Source organism: Streptomyces sp. NBC_01463 (assembly GCA_036227345.1).
In the GTDB taxonomy this organism is placed as follows: Bacteria; Actinomycetota; Actinomycetes; order Streptomycetales; family Streptomycetaceae; genus Streptomyces.
In genome coordinates this window covers 1587888-1603326 of the sequence record CP109468.1, presented here as the reverse complement: position 1 = coordinate 1603326, position 15439 = coordinate 1587888, and the positions used below count along the sequence as shown (strand labels likewise).

The window sequence follows — 15439 nt, the reverse complement described above, 5'->3', positions numbered from 1 at the left end:
CGTCAGTAAAAACCGTCCGCTATGTGGGCACCCCTCTTGCCTGCGGACTGTATGCGAAATACGGTCTGCGATATCCCTTGATCACCCCCTGGCGGGAGGTAGGCCCTCGTGCGCCGAAAAGCGGTTGCCCTGGTGGCGGTTGCATTGGTGTCCCTCACCTCGGGCTGCGCGTCGCTGCAGTCCTCGGCGACCGAAGTCGGCGGTGTACGCAAAACCGACGACCGGTCCGTCCGTGACGGCGGGACACTCACCGTCGCCCTCAACTCGGACCCGGACAAACTGGACCCGACGCTCGCCCAGACCCTCGTCGGCCGCACGGTCTTCGCGGGCATGTGCGAGAAGCTCTACGACATCGACGAGGACGGCGTCGTCGTGCCGCAGCTCGCTGCCGCACTGCCCGTCACCTCGGCCGACGGCCGCACGGTCACGCTGAAGGTGCGCCACGGCCTGAAGTTCAGCGACGGCACCCGGCTCGGCGCCGCGGCCGTCGTCACCTCACTGCTGCGCCACCGCGACCTGCCCGGATCCGCCCGCGGCACCGAGCTCGCCCCGGTCACCTCCATCGAGGCCACCGGCCCCGACACGGTACGGATGCGGCTGAAGCAGCCCTACGTACCGCTGACCGGTGTCCTCGCCGACCGGGCCGGGATGGTGATGTCACCGGCCGCGCTCAAGAAGTACGGGAAGAACTTCACCAACCACCCCTCCTGTGTCGGACCCTTCCGCTTCGTCGAGCGGGTCGGCGGCGACCGGATCGTGCTGAAGAAGGACCCGAACTACTACGACGCGGACAAGGTCCACCTCGACGGGGTCGTCTACAAGCCCATCCCCGACGGCAACGTCCGGCTCGCCAACCTGCGCTCCGGCGACCTCCAGGTCGGTGACCAGATGGGCCCCGTCGACGTACAGAGCGCCCTCACCGAGCCGAAACTCCAGCTCTTCAACTCGCCGTCGCTCGGCTACCAGGGCATCGGCCTCAACGTCGGCAACGTGAAGGGCCTCGGTCAGCCGCCCGGCAAGCTCGACACCCCGATCGCCCGGGACGTCCGGGTCCGCGAGGCCTTCGAGCTCGCCATCGACCGCGACACCCTCAACAAGGTCGTCTTCCAGGGCATGTACGAACCGGCCTGCGGCCCCATCTCCCCGCAGTCCGCCATCGCCCCCGGAACCAAGCCCGAGGACTGTCCGAAGCGCGACGTCGCCAAGGCGAGGAAGCTGCTGAAGGAGGCCGGGGTGAAGACCCCGCTGAAGATCGAGCTGAAGACCTCCACCACCCCCGAACAGGGACGGGTCGGCCAGGTCCTCCAGGCCATGGTCAAGGAGGCCGGCTTCGACCTCTCACTGCGGCCCACCGAGTACGCCACCATGCTCTCCGAGACCGACGCCGGGAACTACGACGTCTTCACCAGCGGCTGGTCCGGCCGGCTCGACCCGGACGGCAACGTCTCCAACTTCCTCAAGACCGCCGGCGCCATGAACGCCTACGGCCTCGGCGACCCCGGGATCGACAGGCTCATCGCCGAGGGCCGCACCGTCGCCGACCCGGCCCGGCGCACCGAGATCTACGACGAACTCACCGAACGCGTGCAGGACGCCCACACGATGATCTACCTCTACCGGCAGAAGAACTACGTCGTCGCCACCAAGGACGTCGCGGGCATCCGCGTCTACGGCGACGGACTGGTCCGGGTCACGACTGCGGGGTACACCCGATGACGAAGTACCTCCTGACGCGGCTGCGCCAGTCCCTCATCACGCTCCTCCTGGTCTCCGTCGTGGTGTTCGCCGGCATCCGGGCACTGCCCGGCGACCCGGCGCTCGCCCTGGCCGGCGAGGAGCGCAGCCCCGAGGCGCTCGCCGCGATCCGTGAGGCGTACGGCCTCGACGACAACATCGTCGTGCAGTACGCCCGCTTCATCGGACACGCCCTCACCGGGGACCTCGGCACCTCGTCGCGGACCGGACTGCCGGTCGCCGACGCCATCGGGCAGGCCCTCCCCGTCACCCTGGAACTGGCCGCGCTCTCCCTGCTGCTGGCCGTGGTCCTCGGCATCGGCGCCGGAGTCGTCGCCGCCGTGCGGCGCGGGAAGCCCGAGGAGTGGATCGCCAACGTCATCGCGCTGATCGGGCTCTCCATCCCCACCTTCTGGCTCGGCATCGTGCTGGTCCTCGGATTCGCCATCGCCGTCCCGGTGTTCGCCGCCTCCGGCTACGTACCCTTCGGCACCGACCCGGTCGACAACCTGCGCCGCATGGTGCTCCCCGCGATCGTCCTCGGCTCCGGTCTCGCCGCCGTCGTGATGCGCCAGACCCGGGCCGCGATGCTCGACTCGCTCTCCGCCGACTACGTGCGCACCGCCCGCGCCAAAGGGCTGTCCAAGCGGTCCGTCGTCGGCGGGCACGCCCTGCGGAACTCGCTGGTCACCGTCGTCACCGTACTCGGGCTCCAGCTCGGCCACCTGATCTCCGGCGCCGTCGTCACCGAGCAGATCTTCGTCCTGCCCGGCTTCGGCAAGCTCACCATCGACGCCGTCTTCACCCGTGACTACGCGACGCTCCAGGCCGTGGTGCTCTGCACCTCCGCCGCGTACATCCTCATCAACCTGCTGGTCGACGTGGTCTATTCGGTCATCGACCCGCGCATCCGGCTCGGAGGTGCCCGGTGACCACAGCGACCCCAGCGATCCCCACCGTCCCGCAGACCGCGAAGAGGCGGACCGGCAACGGACGGCTCCGCGCCCTGCGCAGGAACCGGCTGGCCATGACCGGCGGCATCATCGCCGCCGTCTTCATCCTGGTCGCGCTCCTCGCCCCGCTGATCGCCCCGTACGACCCCTCCCGGCCGGACTTCGGGAACGTCCTGGCGGAACCGGGCGCGGCCCACTGGCTCGGCACCGACGACCTGGGACGCGACCAGCTCTCCCGCATCGTGTTCGGGGCGCGCGCCTCCATGCAGGTCGGCCTCGTCGCCGTCGTGCTGGCGTTCGTGATCGGCGTCCCGCTGGGACTGGTCGGCGGCTACTACGGGAAGTTCGCCGACGGCGCCATCTCCCGGCTCACCGACACCATGCTCGCCTTCCCGTTCCTGGTGCTCGCCGTCGGACTGGCCGCGATCCTCGGCCCGTCGCTGACCAACGCGACCATCGCCATCGGGATCTCGCAGATCCCCGCCGTCATCCGCATCACCCGGGCCGAGACGCTGCGGCTCAAGCACGTCGACTACGTCGGCGCGGCGATCGTCAACGGCGGCGGCGACGGCACCGTGCTCTTCCGGCACATCCTGCCCAACGCCACCTCCGCGCTGATCGTCCAGGCGACCGTCGGCATCCCCGCCGCCATCATCGGCGAGGCGCTCCTCAGCTTCCTCGGCCTCGGCGTCCAGCCCCCGGACCCGTCGCTCGGCGTGATGCTCTCCGGCGCCCAGTCCTTCCTGGCCCCCGCGCCCTGGCTCGCCGTCTTCCCCGGCCTGGCGATCGTCGCGGCGACCCTGGCCTTCAACCTGCTCGGCGACGGACTGCGGGACGTCCTCGACCCCCGTGGAGGGACCCGATGACCGAGACCGTGCTCGAATCCGTGCGGGGACCGGTGCGCGAACCCGTCCTCAGCGTCCGCGACCTGTCGGTGTCCTTCCGCTCCGACACCCGCACCGTGCACGCCGTCGACGGCGTCTCCTGGGACCTGTACCCGGGTGAAGTCCTCGCCGTCGTGGGCGAGTCGGGCTGCGGCAAGTCCGTCACCTCGATGGCCGTCATGGGACTGCTCCCGCCCACGGCGCACATCGGCGGCTCCATCGGCCTCGGCGGACGCGAACTGGTCGGCGCACCCGAGAAGGAGCTCCAGAAGATCCGCGGCAAGGACATCGCGATGATCTTCCAGGAGCCGATGACCTCGCTGAACCCGGTCCTGACCATCGGCCGGCAGATCGGTGAGGTGCTGCGCAGGCACCAGGGGCTGAGCCGGAAGGAGGCCAGGGAGCGGTCCGTCGACCTCCTCGACCTCGTCGGAATCCCCGCCCCGCGCAGCCGCATCGACGAGTACCCGCACCAGCTCTCCGGCGGCATGCGCCAGCGCGTGATGATCGCGATCGCCGTGGCCTGCGACCCCTCCGTCCTCATAGCCGACGAACCGACCACCGCGCTCGACGTGACCGTGCAGGCCGGCATCCTGGAGGTCCTCCAGTCCCTGCGCGAACGGCTCGGCACCGCGATCGTCCTGGTCACCCACGACCTCGGCGTCGTCGCCGACGCGGCCGACCGGGTGCTGGTGATGTACGCCGGACGCTCCGTCGAACAGGCCCCCGTCCACGACCTGTTCGCCACCGCCCGGCACCCCTACACCCGCGGCCTGCTCGGCGCCGTCCTGCGCCCCGGCGGCGAGGGCAAGCGGCGGCTCCCCGAGATCCCCGGCCTGGTGCCGAGCCTCGACAGCCAGCCCGACGCCTGCACCTTCGCCCCCCGGTGCGGGCGCGCCGACGACACCTGCACCGGTGGCCGTCCCGGATTCGTCTCCGTCGACCCCGGGACGGGAACGGACGCGGCCCACCGGGCGGCGTGCTGGCACCCGTACGCCGCCGACGAGGCGTCCGACACCCCCGCGGCCCAGCCCGCGCGAGCCGACCAGGAGGCCGGAAAGTGACCGCAGCACAGACCGTCCCCGCCCCGCGCGACAGCGCCCGGGGCGCCGGGGACCCGCAGCCGCCCGTGCTGCGGATCGACTCCATGGAACGGCACTTCGCCGCCTCCGGCGGCGGCACCGTCCGCGCGGTCGACGGGGTGTCGATCACCATCGGACGCGGCGAGGTCGTCGGCCTCGTCGGCGAGTCCGGCAGCGGCAAGTCGACCGTCGGACGCTGCGCCGTCCGCCTCGACGAGCCCACCGGCGGTGCCGTCCACATCAACGGCACCGACATCACCCACCTGTCCCGCCGCGCCCTGCGCCCGCTGCGCAAGGACTTCCACCTGGTCTTCCAGGACCCCTCGTCCTCGCTCGACCCGCGCATGACGATCGGCCAGATCATCGGCGAGCCCCTCAAACTGCACGGCCGGGCCCGCGGCGCAGCCGTCCGCGAACGCGTCGAGGAACTGCTCGCCCAGGTCGGACTGCGCCCCGAGCACGCCGAGCGGCACCCGCACGAGCTCTCCGGAGGCCAGCGCCAGCGCATCTCCATCGCCCGCGCACTCTCCTGCGACCCCGATCTCGTCGTCGCGGACGAGCCGACCTCGGCACTCGACGTCTCCGTGCAGGCCTCCGTCCTCAACCTGCTCGCCGACCTCCAGCGCGACCGCGGCTTCGGCTGCCTGTTCATCACCCACGACCTGGCCGCCGTCGAGTTCCTCGCCGACCGGATCGCCGTGATGTACCTCGGCCAGATCGTCGAACAGGCCCCCACCGCCGAACTGTTCGCCGCCCCCAAGCACCCCTACACCCAGGCGCTGCTCTCCGCCGCGCCCGTCCCCGACCCGGAGCAGCAGCGCTCCCGCGAACGCATCGTGCTCCACGGCGAACTGCCCAGCCCACTGGACCCGCCGCCCGGCTGCCGCTTCCACACCCGCTGCCCGCTCGCCACCGAGCGGTGCCGCACCGAGGTCCCCGTCCTGCGCGAACTGCCCGGCGGCCGGCAGGTCTCCTGCCACCTCGTCGGCGACGACGGAACGGCCCCGGACGCGGCCGCCTGACCCCTCCCGTCCCGGAGTCCGGACCCCGCCCCGGGCGCCCGGCTCCCGTACGTACGATCCACCGACGACGAACAACAGAACGCCGCAGCAAGGAGCCGCACCCGTGTTCACCACCCGGCCCACCCTCCAGGGCACCTTCGGCATGGTGTCGTCCACCCACTGGCTCGCCTCGCAGTCCGCGATGGCGGTCCTGGAGGACGGCGGCAACGCCTATGACGCTGCCGTCGCCGCCGGATTTGTCCTGCACGTCGTCGAACCGCACCTCAACGGTCCGGCCGGCGAGGTGCCGATGATCCTGGCGCCCCGCGACGGCGAGGTGCAGGTCCTCTGCGGCCAGGGCCCCGCCCCCGCCGGAGCCACGGTCGCCCACTACCGCGGACTCGGCCTCGACCTGGTCCCCGGCACCGGACCGCTCGCCGCCGCCGTGCCGGGCGCCTTCGACGCCTGGATGCTGCTCCTGCGCGACCACGGCACCAGGACCGTCGCCCAGGTGCTGCGGTACGCCATCGGCTACGCCGAGGACGGGCACGCACCCGTCGAGCGCGTCGGCCAGACTGTCGAGACCGTCCGCGAGCTCTTCGAGACCGAGTGGCAGTCCTCCGCCGAGGTGTACCTCCCCGGCGGAAAGTCCCCCAGGCCCGGCGAGCTCTTCCGCAACCCGGCACTGGCCGCGACCTGGCGGCGGCTGATCGCCGAGGCCGAGGAGACCGGCGGCGACGACCGCACCGCGCAGATCGAGGCCGCCCGCGCGATCTGGCGCGAGGGCTTCATCGCCGAGGCGATCGTCCGCCAGTCCGCCGTCCCCACCATGGACACCAGCGGCACCCGGCACACCGGCACCCTCACCGCCGCCGACCTGGCCGGCTGGTCCGCGGGGTACGAGGCGCCCGCGACGTACGACTGGAACGGCTGGACGCTCGCCAAGGCCGGCGGCTGGAGCCAGGGCCCCGCCTTCCTCCAGCAGCTCGCCCTGCTCCCCGCCGAACTGCCGCGGTACGGCTCCGCCGAATACGTCCACCTGCTCATCGAGGGCTGCAAGCTCGCCATGGCCGACCGCGAGGCCTGGTACGGCGACGCCGCCGACGTGCCGCTCGGCACGCTGCTCTCCGAGCCGTACAACGCCGCCCGGCGCGCCCTGATCACCGGCGAGGCCTCGCACGAGCTCCGCCCCGGCAGCCCCGACGGCCGCACCCCTGTCCTCAGCGAGCACGCCCACGCCGTCTCCGTCGGTGAGTCCGGCTTCGACGCCATGGGCATACCCGCCGCCGGTGTCGGCGAGCCGACGGTGGCGAAGGACGGTGCGGGCGAGCCGACCGTGGCGAAGGACGGTGCCACCCGCGGTGACACCTGCCACGTCGACGTCGTGGACCGCTGGGGCAACATGGTCTCCGCGACCCCCAGCGGCGGCTGGCTCCAGTCCAACCCGGTCGTGCCCGAGCTCGGCTTCCCGCTCGGCACCCGCCTCCAGATGGCCTGGCTCGACGAGGGCCTGCCGAACTCCCTCACCCCCGGCCGGCGGCCCCGCACCACCCTCACCCCGTCCCTCGCCCTGCGCGACGGCGTCCCGGTGATGGCGTTCGGCACCCCCGGCGGCGACCAGCAGGACCAGTGGCAGCTGCACTTCTTCCTCGCCGTCGCCCTGCGCGCCGAGGTCCGCGGCGGCCTCGACCTCCAGGGCGCCATCGACGCACCGAACTGGCACAACGACAGCTTCCCCGGCTCGTTCTTCCCGCGCGGGATGCGCCCGGGCAGCGTCACCGTCGAAGGGCGGATGGACCCGGAGGTCGTCGGGGAACTGCGCCGGCGCGGTCACGACGTCACGGTCGGCGACGCCTGGTCCGAGGGCCGGATGTGCGCGGTCGCCCGCGACCCGCAGACCGGAGTGCTGTCCGCGGCGGCGAACCCGCGTGGCATGCAGGGGTACGCGGTCGGGCGCTGAGGGCCACCGGGCCGCCACCTCCCCGTCATGACCGGGTCGTCGGCGTCCCGGCCGCCCGTGCTTAGCTGGGGGACATGATCGATGACTTCCTTGCCGGGGACCTGACCGAGGTCGAGGCGGCGGTCCGCGCAGCGGCCGCCGCCGAGATCATGCCGCGCTACCGGCAGCTCGCCGCTCACGAGATCGTCGAGAAGAACGGCCCGCACGACCTCGTCACCACCGCGGACCGGCTCGCCGAGGAACACCTCACCGCCTCCCTGAGCCGGCTGCTGCCCGGTTCCGTGGTCGTCGGCGAGGAGGCGGTCCACGCCGATCCGAAGGTGTACGACGCGCTGGGCGGCGAGGCGCCGGTGTGGATCGTCGACCCGGTCGACGGCACCCGCCAGTTCGTGCGCGGCGAGGCGGGTTTCTGCACCCTGGTCGCGCTGGCGCACCGCGGCGAACTGCTGGCCTCCTGGACGTACGCCGCCGCCCTGGACGAGATGGCCGTCGCCGTCCGCGGCCGGGGTGCCACGCTCGACGGCGCCCCGATACGGGCGGGCTCGCCCGCGCCCGACGCCGTGCTGCGGGTGGCGATGTCGCACCCCGACTACACCACCGAGGCGCAGAAGAAGGCCCTCGTCGGGCTGCGCACCGAAGGCATCGACGCCCGCCCCTGCGGTTCGGCCGGCCTGGAGTACCTCGCCGTCGCCCGCGGCGACCTGGACGCCCTCGCCTTCAACTGGGAGTACGCGTGGGACCACGCGGCGGGGCTTCTCCTGGTCACCGAGGCCGGCGGCACCCAGGCCACGCTGTCCGGTGCGCGGTTCCGCATCACCGGCGGCAACGACCTGCCCTTCACGGCGGCCAGAGACCGTGCGACGGCCGAACGCATCCTGGCCGCGCTGCGCGGCGCGGTCTGACGGGACGGGTCCTCAGGCAAGCAGGGTGCGGGTCAGCGCGGCGAGCCGCTCGCGGGCACGGGGGTCGTACGCCTGCTCATGGGCGGCCGTCTCCGTGAAGCGGTCGAAGTAGCGGCCGCTGACGTCCGCCAGTGCGGGGTCGGTGATCAGCCGTACCGTCGGACGGACTCCCTCCTCCACCGGAACCGCCGGAGTCAGTCCGTACGCCCGCACTCCTTCGGTGTCCATCAGATGGGCCGGGTGCAGGGCGTTGAAGGTGACCCCGCTGCCGGGCGTCTGCGCGGCGGCCAGGTCGAACGTCGACATGATCATCGCGAGTTTGCTCCGGCAGTAGGCCTCCAGCCCCTCGTACCCGCGCTCCATCATGACGTCGTCGAAGTCGACGGGCGACTGCCCCACCGAGGCCACCTGGACGACGCGCGCCGGAGCCGACGCGGTCAGCAGCGGAAGCAGCTCTCTGATCAGCAGGCAGGGTGCCAGATGGTTGACGGCGAAACGGAGTTCATGACCCTGTGCGCTCAACTCGCGGCGCAGGGGCTCGGCGCCCCCACCGGCCACCGCGTTGTTGACCAGCACGTCGAGCCGGGGCTCGGCCGCCCGGACGGCCGCGGCCAGGGACCGGACCTGGTCCAGGTCGGAGAGATCGGCGAGATAGGTGCGAACCTCCGCCCGGCAGGCCGAGACCGCCCGGACTTCGGCGGCGGCCCGGTCGAGCCGTTCCCGGTTCCGGCCGTGCAGAAGCACGGTCGCGCCGCGGCCGGCCAGATCGCGGGCGAGGTGGAGGCCGAGGCCCTGAGTGGCGCCCGTGATGAGGACGGTCCTGTCGAAGGTGGCGGGCGCGGTGCTGTGCACGTCTTGAGTGTTCATTCATTGAGTTATATCAAGACCTTGATTCAAGTTCCATGCTTGTTGACTGCCCGATTCCTGATACCTGTCCGATCCCTGCCGTATGCCCGGGGCTGTACGCTCGCGAGCATGGGAATGACCGCCGGCGACCGCCTCGGCGCGGACATCAAACGTGCAGAGCAAGCCCTCATGGCAGCCAAGAGCGCCGCCCTGAAGGGGGCCGGCCTGAGCGTCGCGCAGTACGCGGCGCTGTTCGCGCTCGCCGACAACCCCGGGATGTCGGGGGCGGCTCTGGCGAGGGCCTGTCTGGTGACACCGCAGGCGATGGCGGCGGTGCTCAAGCACCTGGAGGAACGCGGGCTGATCGCCAGGTCCGTGCATCCGTGGCACCAGAAGATGCTGGAGACCCGTCTGACGGAGGCCGGTACCCAGGTGCTGCGTGAGGCCGACGAGCAGGCGGTGCGGATCGAACGCCGCATCGCGGACGAGTTCACCCCGCAGGAGCGCGACGCCCTGCGCGAGCTGCTCGCCCGCTGCGTCACGGCCATTCAGCGGGACTGAGTTTCCCCTTCGGCCGGACCGGGCCCCTTCAGGAAGGGCCGGCACCGTGCTTGACCAGGCAGAACGGATGTCCGGCCGGATCCGCGTAGATACGCCACGGGCGGTCGGTCCCGGCCCCGTCGTCCAGTGCGGTCGCGCCGGCCGCCAATACCTCCCGCCCGGCCGCGGCCAGGTCGGGCACGCCGAAGTCCAGATGGAACTGCTGGGGGTGCTCCGGATCGGGCCATCGTGGCGGCCGGTGGCCGGCCACCCGCTGGAACGCGAGCACGGGCCCGGCCGCGGTGTGCAGCGTCGCCCAGTCGTCCCCCAAGGCCCACCGGCGGTCCGCCCGGTTCACGTCCCCGCCGAGGAGCGAGCGGTAGAACTCCGCGAGACGCGACGGGTCGGGACAGTCCAGCACCACACACTGCAGTTCGGCGATCATGGCGGGATTCTAGAGCGGGACTCCGGAGCGGGATTCCAGGACGGACTCCAGGATTTCGCGCCCGGAAGCGGAGCATGTCCAGCAGTGGCACCTGCGATCAGGCCGGGCCCTTCCGCAGGACCTCCCGCACGTCCCGTACGACGACCGAGGCCGTCTCCACCGCCGCGGCGTCCAGCCCCGCCAGCGCCTCACCGGCCCGCTCGGCGAAGTCCGCGGGAGTCTCCGGCAGGGCGGCGGCCGCGGCCAGCGCGCCCTTCTCGTTGAGGCACCAGGTGCGGTGGTGGGCGTGCAGCGACTGGGCGAGGATGCCGAACGCCCGGGACAGGCAGAGCGAGACATGGAGCCGGTCGCCGGACGGTGCCGACTTGCGGGCCGAATCGACCGAGAACTCCGCCTCCCAGGCCGCGTCGGCCAGCGCCTTGCGCAGCGGCTCCGGATAGTCGGAGACCTGTTGCTGAAGGTCCGTCAACTCACCGTGCGGATCGGCGATGACACGGGCGAGGGCGACCTCGCCCGGATAGGCCGGGGACCAGAAGCCGAGGGGATGCCCGGGCTGGGTCCCCACCTCGTAGCGGCCCAGCCGGCAGTCGGACCAGACCGCCTCGACCCGGTCCAGATCGCGCAGGATCCAGTCGACGGGGACGCCGTCCACCTTCAGCCAGCCCCCGGCGTTCACCCATGGCCCCCAGCCGCCCGGACCGGTCACCTCGACCGGAGAGCCCTGGAACGCGGACGCCAGCGCGGACAGTGCGGCGACGTCGGGCGTGCCGCGGTAGTAGAGGCCCAGATCCCAGTCGGAGTCCGGACGGTGGGTGCCCCGGGCCCGGCTGCCGCCGAGGGCGACGGCGCGGATGCCGGGCACGGCGGTCAACCGCCGAGCCATCTCGTCGATCCGTCGACCCGGCCCGGAATCGTCCGGGAGCGCGGGAGTGGCGGGCGGCGGGCCGGGGTGCGGCTGCGGGGTGCCGTCGGGAGGAGTCATCGGACGGGGACCCTACCCGGGCCCGGACTGTCGGCGCCTGCGAATATCCTGGTGTTCAGACCGTCGGCTGACAAAGGAGTCCGAAGGTGCCGTCGATGCTCGATGCCGTCGTCGTGGGGGCAGGCCCCAACGGACTGACCGCCGCAGCCGAACTGGCCCGCCGTGGCTTCGCCGTGGAGGTCTTCGAAGCCGGACCGGCCGTCGGCGGCGGAGCCCGTACGGAGGAACTGACCCTGCCGGGCTTCCGGCACGACCCCTGCTCGGCGGTCCACCCGCTGGGCATCGGATCGCCCGCCTTCGACGCGATGCCGCTCGCCCGGCACGGCCTGGAGTGGCTGCAGCCGCGGCTCGCCCTGGCCCACCCCTTCCCGGACGGCTCCGCCGCCGTGCTGGCCACCTCGGTGGGGGAGACGGCGATGGCGCTCGGACCGCAGGACGCGGGGGCCTACCGCAGACTCGTCGCCCCCTTCGTCGGCCACTGGGACAGCCTCGCCCAGGACTTCCTGCGCACCCCGTGGGACGGACTGCCCCGCGACGCGTACCGCTGGGTGCGCTTCGGGCTCGACGCGATCCAGCCCGCCACGCTCCTGTCCCGCCGCTTCCGGAGCGAGAAGGCGCGCGGCCTCTTCGCCGGACTGGCCGCCCACGCCATAGCCCCCACCAGCGGTCTCGCCACGGGCGGAATCGCCCTGCTCTTCGCCCTCGCCGCCCATGAGAAGGGCTGGCCGGTGCCGCGCGGCGGCTCCCAGGCCATCTCCGACGCCCTCGCCTCGTTCCTCCGGGAACAGGGCGGTGTCATCCGGACGGGTACGGAGGTCAAGCGGCTGGACGAGCTGCCGCCCGCCCGCGCCTACGTCTTCGACACCTCACCCACCGCCCTGGCCAGGATCGCCGGGCTGGGCCACGCCTACCGGGGCTACCGGTACGGCGCCTCCTGCTTCAAGATCGACTACGCGCTGTCGGAGCCCGTCCCCTGGACCGCGGAGGAGGCCCGCCGGGCCGGCACGGTCCACATCGGCCCCACGGCCGGTGAGATCGACTCCGCCCTGCGCGCCGCCGTCACGGGCCGTGACCCGGACGTGCCGTTCCTGATCACCGCCCAGCCCAGCCTCACCGACCCCTCCCGCGCCCCCGAGGGCAAGCACGTCTTCTGGGTGTACGGACACGTCCCGGCGGGCTGGGAGGGCGACGCCACCGAGGTCATCGAACGCCAACTGGAGCGCTTCGCCCCCGGGTTCCGTGACGTGGTGCTGGCCCGTGCGGTGTCGGGCCCGCCCCAACTCGCCGTGCGCAACGAGAACTACGTCGACGGCGACATCGCCTGCGGCGCGTTCTCCGGGCTGCAGACCGTGATCCGGCCCAAGCTGGCCCGGGTGCCGTACGCCACCGCTCATCCGTCGGTCTACATCTGCTCGTCGGCGACCCCGCCGGGACCCGGTGTGCACGGCATGTCCGGTCACCATGCGGCGAAGGCCGTATGGCGGCGGCTGCGGGAATCGGGGCCGTCCGGGCGCCGTTGACGCGCGCGGCGCGGGCGTTGGGCCACCCGTGGGCCGCGTGTGACGGCATGATGTCCGCATGCGCACATCTTCCGCCGTCACCGTCACCCTCGTACGGGGCGACATCACCCAGCAGTCCGTCGACGCCGTCGTCAACGCCGCGAACTCCTCGCTGCTCGGCGGCGGCGGGGTCGACGGCGCGATCCACCGCCGGGGCGGACCCGAAATCCTCGCCGCGTGCCGGGAGTTGCGCGCCTCGAAGTACGGCAAGGGACTGCGCACGGGCCAGGCCGTCGCCACCACCGCGGGGAAGCTCGACGCCCGCTGGGTCGTGCACACGGTCGGCCCGGTGTGGAGCAGCGCCGAGGACCGCTCGGCCCTGCTGGAGTCGTGTTACCGCGAAGCCCTGCGGGTGGCGAAGGAGTTGGGGGCGCGCACCATCGCGTTCCCCGCGATCTCCACCGGCATCTACGGATGGCCGATGGACGACGGCGCCCGCATCGCCGTCCGCACGGTCCTCGCCGAGGCCGCCGCGCCCGTCGAGGAGGTGCGGTTCGTGCTGTTCGACGCGCACGCGTACGTGGAGTTCGAGGAGGCGCTGGCGGCGCAGGCCTGATGCTCCGGAGGCGCGCTCAGGCCTCCCGGGCGGGGCCGGCACCGTCGACGTCGAACGTCACCTGGTCCTCGTAGCACCACCACCACGTCTCGCCCGGCTCGTAGGAGCGGATGAGGGGGTGACCCGTGGCGTCACGGTGCGCGGTGGCGTGCCGGTTGCGGGAGGAGTCGCAGCATCCGATGTGGCCGCAGCTCGGGCACTCGCGCAGATGAACCCAGCTGTCACCCTGTGCGACACACTCCGGGCAGGAGTCGGGGCTGGCCGGGGTGACACGCCTGACCTGGTCCAGATGCGAACAGATCGGCGTGGACGACGCATCCGTCATGGCGGCTCTCCCTTGCTCTTCCCTGCCTGCCCTGCGTGGCGAGCTGTCCGGCCATCCAAGCCTCTCACCGCGGCTCCGCATGTCAACTCATGACCCTGAGCCCGCCCGGGCCCAGGCAGCGGAACGCTGATGTCGGATTTCCGCCAGCCCGGCCCTCCTGCCGTGCCCCATGCTTGAACCATGCACACCGACACCGAGCGCTGCGTGCGGGCCGTCAAGTCCAAGGACTCCCGGTTCGACGGCTGGTTCTTCACGGCGGTCCTGACCACCCGGATCTACTGCCGTCCGAGCTGTCCCGTCGTGCCGCCCAAGGTCGAGAACATGACCTTCTACCCGAGCGCCGCGGCCTGTCAGCAGGCCGGCTTCCGGGCCTGCAAGCGGTGCCGGCCCGACACCAGCCCCGGATCGCCCGAGTGGAACGCGCGCGCCGACTCCGTGGCCCGCGCGATGCGCCTCATCCGGGACGGCGTCGTCGACCGGGAGGGCGTCCCGGGCCTCGCCACCCGGCTCGGGTACTCGGCCCGGCAGATCGAGCGGCAGCTGCTCGCCGAGCTGGGCGCCGGGCCCCTCGCGCTGGCCCGGGCGCAGCGGGCGCAGACCGCGCGGGTGCTCATCGAGACGACCGGGCTGCCCATGGCCGAAGTGGCGTTCGCCGCCGGGTTCTCCTCGATCCGCACCTTCAACGACACCGTGCGCGAGGTCTTCGCCCTGGCGCCGGGGGAGCTGCGCAGCCGCGCCGCCCGGTCGGCCCGGCCGCCCGCCACCCCCGGCGTGATAGCGCTGCGGCTGCCGTACCGCGCCCCGCTCAACCCCAGCAACCTCTTCGGGCACCTCGCCGCGACGGCCGTCCCGGGCGTCGAGGAGTGGCGCGACGGGGCCTACCGGCGCACGCTCGACCTGCCGCACGGGCACGGCATCGTCGCCCTCACCCCGCGCCCCGACCACATCGCCTGCCGGCTCTCGCTCACCGACCCGCGTGATCTGACCCTCGCCATCAGCCGCTGCCGCTGGCTGCTGGACCTGGACGCCGACCCGGTCGCCGTCGACGAGCAGCTGCGCTCCGATCCGCTGCTCGCCCCGCTGGTCGACAAGGCGCCGGGGCGCCGGGTGCCGAGGACGGTCGACGGTGCGGAGTTCGCCGTCCGGGCCGTGCTCGGCCAGCAGGTGTCGACGGCCGCGGCCCGGACCCACGCGGCCCGGCTGGTCACCGCCCACGGCACACCCGTCGAGGACCCCGAGGGCGGGCTGACCCATCTCTTCCCGGCCCCGGAGGCGCTGGCCGGACTCGACCCGGAACAGCTGGCCCTGCCCCGCGGCCGCCGCCGGACGCTGACCACGCTCGTCGGGGCGCTGGCGGACGGCTCGCTGCGGCTGGGCACCGACACCGACTGGGAGACGGCGCGGGCCGAACTGGACGCGCTGCCGGGATTCGGTCCCTGGACCGTCGAGGTCATCGCCATGCGGGCGCTCGGCGACCCGGACGCCTTCCTGCCGACCGACCTGGGCATCCGGCGGTCCGCCGAGCAGCTCGGCCTGCCCTCGACCCCCGCCGCGCTCACCGCACGCGCCGCGAGCTGGCGGCCCTGGCGGGCGTACGCCGTCCAGTATCTGTGGACCGTCGACGACCACCCCATCAACCACCTTCCCGCACAAGGAAGTTCCTCGTGACC

General features: G+C 72.6%; 15 protein-coding genes. 11 read left to right on the top strand and 4 right to left on the bottom strand.

What is annotated here, in order from left to right; translation table 11 throughout:
* The first annotated feature begins 132 nt into the window (after positions 1–132).
* The 7 genes from OG521_06925 to OG521_06895 all read left to right on the top strand — a co-directional run bounded on the left by OG521_06925 (position 133) and on the right by OG521_06895 (position 8516).
* Positions 133–1716 (top strand): ABC transporter substrate-binding protein, encoded by a 1584-nt coding sequence (locus OG521_06925; protein WUW20539.1) that lies wholly within the window; start codon positions 133–135, stop codon positions 1714–1716.
* On the top strand, positions 1713–2666 hold the full coding sequence (locus OG521_06920) for an ABC transporter permease (protein WUW20538.1): 954 nt from the start codon (positions 1713–1715) through the stop codon (positions 2664–2666). The genes OG521_06925 and OG521_06920 overlap by 4 nt, the downstream gene beginning before the upstream one ends.
* 74 nt (positions 2667–2740) lie before the next feature.
* Positions 2741–3553 carry an ABC transporter permease gene (locus OG521_06915; protein ID WUW26595.1) on the top strand — a complete coding sequence of 271 codons (813 nt, stop codon included), beginning with the start codon at positions 2741–2743 and terminating at the stop codon, positions 3551–3553.
* Positions 3550–4635 carry an ABC transporter ATP-binding protein gene (locus OG521_06910; GenBank protein ID WUW20537.1) on the top strand — a complete coding sequence of 362 codons (1086 nt, stop codon included), beginning with the start codon at positions 3550–3552 and terminating at the stop codon, positions 4633–4635. Before OG521_06915 ends, OG521_06910 begins: the two co-directional genes overlap by 4 nt.
* Before the next feature lie 83 nt (positions 4636–4718).
* A complete protein-coding gene (locus OG521_06905; protein WUW26594.1) occupies positions 4719–5675 on the top strand; it encodes an ATP-binding cassette domain-containing protein in 957 nt (318 codons plus the stop codon).
* 103 nt (positions 5676–5778) lie between these two features.
* On the top strand, positions 5779–7614 hold the full coding sequence (locus OG521_06900; GenBank protein WUW20536.1) for a gamma-glutamyltransferase: 1836 nt from the start codon (positions 5779–5781) through the stop codon (positions 7612–7614).
* A gap of 74 nt (positions 7615–7688) precedes the next feature.
* Positions 7689–8516, top strand: a complete 828-nt coding sequence (locus tag OG521_06895) for a fructose-bisphosphatase class II (GenBank protein WUW20535.1) — start codon at positions 7689–7691, stop codon at positions 8514–8516.
* 12 nt (positions 8517–8528) lie between these two features.
* Here the strand turns inward: OG521_06895 and OG521_06890 are convergent, their stop codons facing one another.
* Complete coding sequence (locus OG521_06890) at positions 8529–9383, bottom strand: SDR family NAD(P)-dependent oxidoreductase (GenBank protein WUW20534.1); 855 nt, start codon at positions 9381–9383, stop codon at positions 8529–8531.
* A 108-nt stretch (positions 9384–9491) separates the two neighbouring features.
* Here OG521_06890 and OG521_06885 point away from each other — a divergent pair, with 108 nt between their 5' ends.
* Complete coding sequence (locus OG521_06885) at positions 9492–9923, top strand: MarR family transcriptional regulator (GenBank protein WUW20533.1); 432 nt, start codon at positions 9492–9494, stop codon at positions 9921–9923.
* A 28-nt stretch (positions 9924–9951) separates the two neighbouring features.
* On the opposite strand, the gene OG521_06880 is transcribed toward OG521_06885, so the two are convergent.
* Positions 9952–10347 carry a VOC family protein gene (locus tag OG521_06880; GenBank protein ID WUW20532.1) on the bottom strand — a complete coding sequence of 132 codons (396 nt, stop codon included), beginning with the start codon at positions 10345–10347 and terminating at the stop codon, positions 9952–9954.
* 97 nt (positions 10348–10444) lie between these two features.
* Positions 10445–11230 (bottom strand): nucleotidyltransferase domain-containing protein, encoded by a 786-nt coding sequence (locus tag OG521_06875; protein ID WUW26593.1) that lies wholly within the window; start codon positions 11228–11230, stop codon positions 10445–10447.
* A 185-nt stretch (positions 11231–11415) separates the two neighbouring features.
* On the opposite strand from OG521_06875, the gene OG521_06870 reads away from it, so the two are divergent.
* Both OG521_06870 and OG521_06865 read left to right on the top strand, forming a co-directional pair.
* The gene (locus OG521_06870; protein WUW20531.1) at positions 11416–12849 is read left to right on the top strand and encodes an NAD(P)/FAD-dependent oxidoreductase; all 1434 of its coding nucleotides are present in this window, start codon (positions 11416–11418) and stop codon (positions 12847–12849) included.
* A gap of 58 nt (positions 12850–12907) precedes the next feature.
* Positions 12908–13444, top strand: a complete 537-nt coding sequence (locus tag OG521_06865; GenBank protein WUW20530.1) for an O-acetyl-ADP-ribose deacetylase — start codon at positions 12908–12910, stop codon at positions 13442–13444.
* Between the two features lie 16 nt (positions 13445–13460).
* Here the strand turns inward: OG521_06865 and OG521_06860 are convergent, their stop codons facing one another.
* Positions 13461–13769, bottom strand: coding sequence for a UBP-type zinc finger domain-containing protein (locus OG521_06860; GenBank protein WUW20529.1), 309 nt, complete (start codon positions 13767–13769; stop codon positions 13461–13463).
* A 180-nt stretch (positions 13770–13949) separates the two neighbouring features.
* On the opposite strand from OG521_06860, the gene OG521_06855 reads away from it, so the two are divergent.
* The gene (locus OG521_06855) at positions 13950–15437 is read left to right on the top strand and encodes a helix-turn-helix domain-containing protein (GenBank protein WUW20528.1); all 1488 of its coding nucleotides are present in this window, start codon (positions 13950–13952) and stop codon (positions 15435–15437) included.
* Positions 15438–15439: the final 2 nt, after the last annotated feature.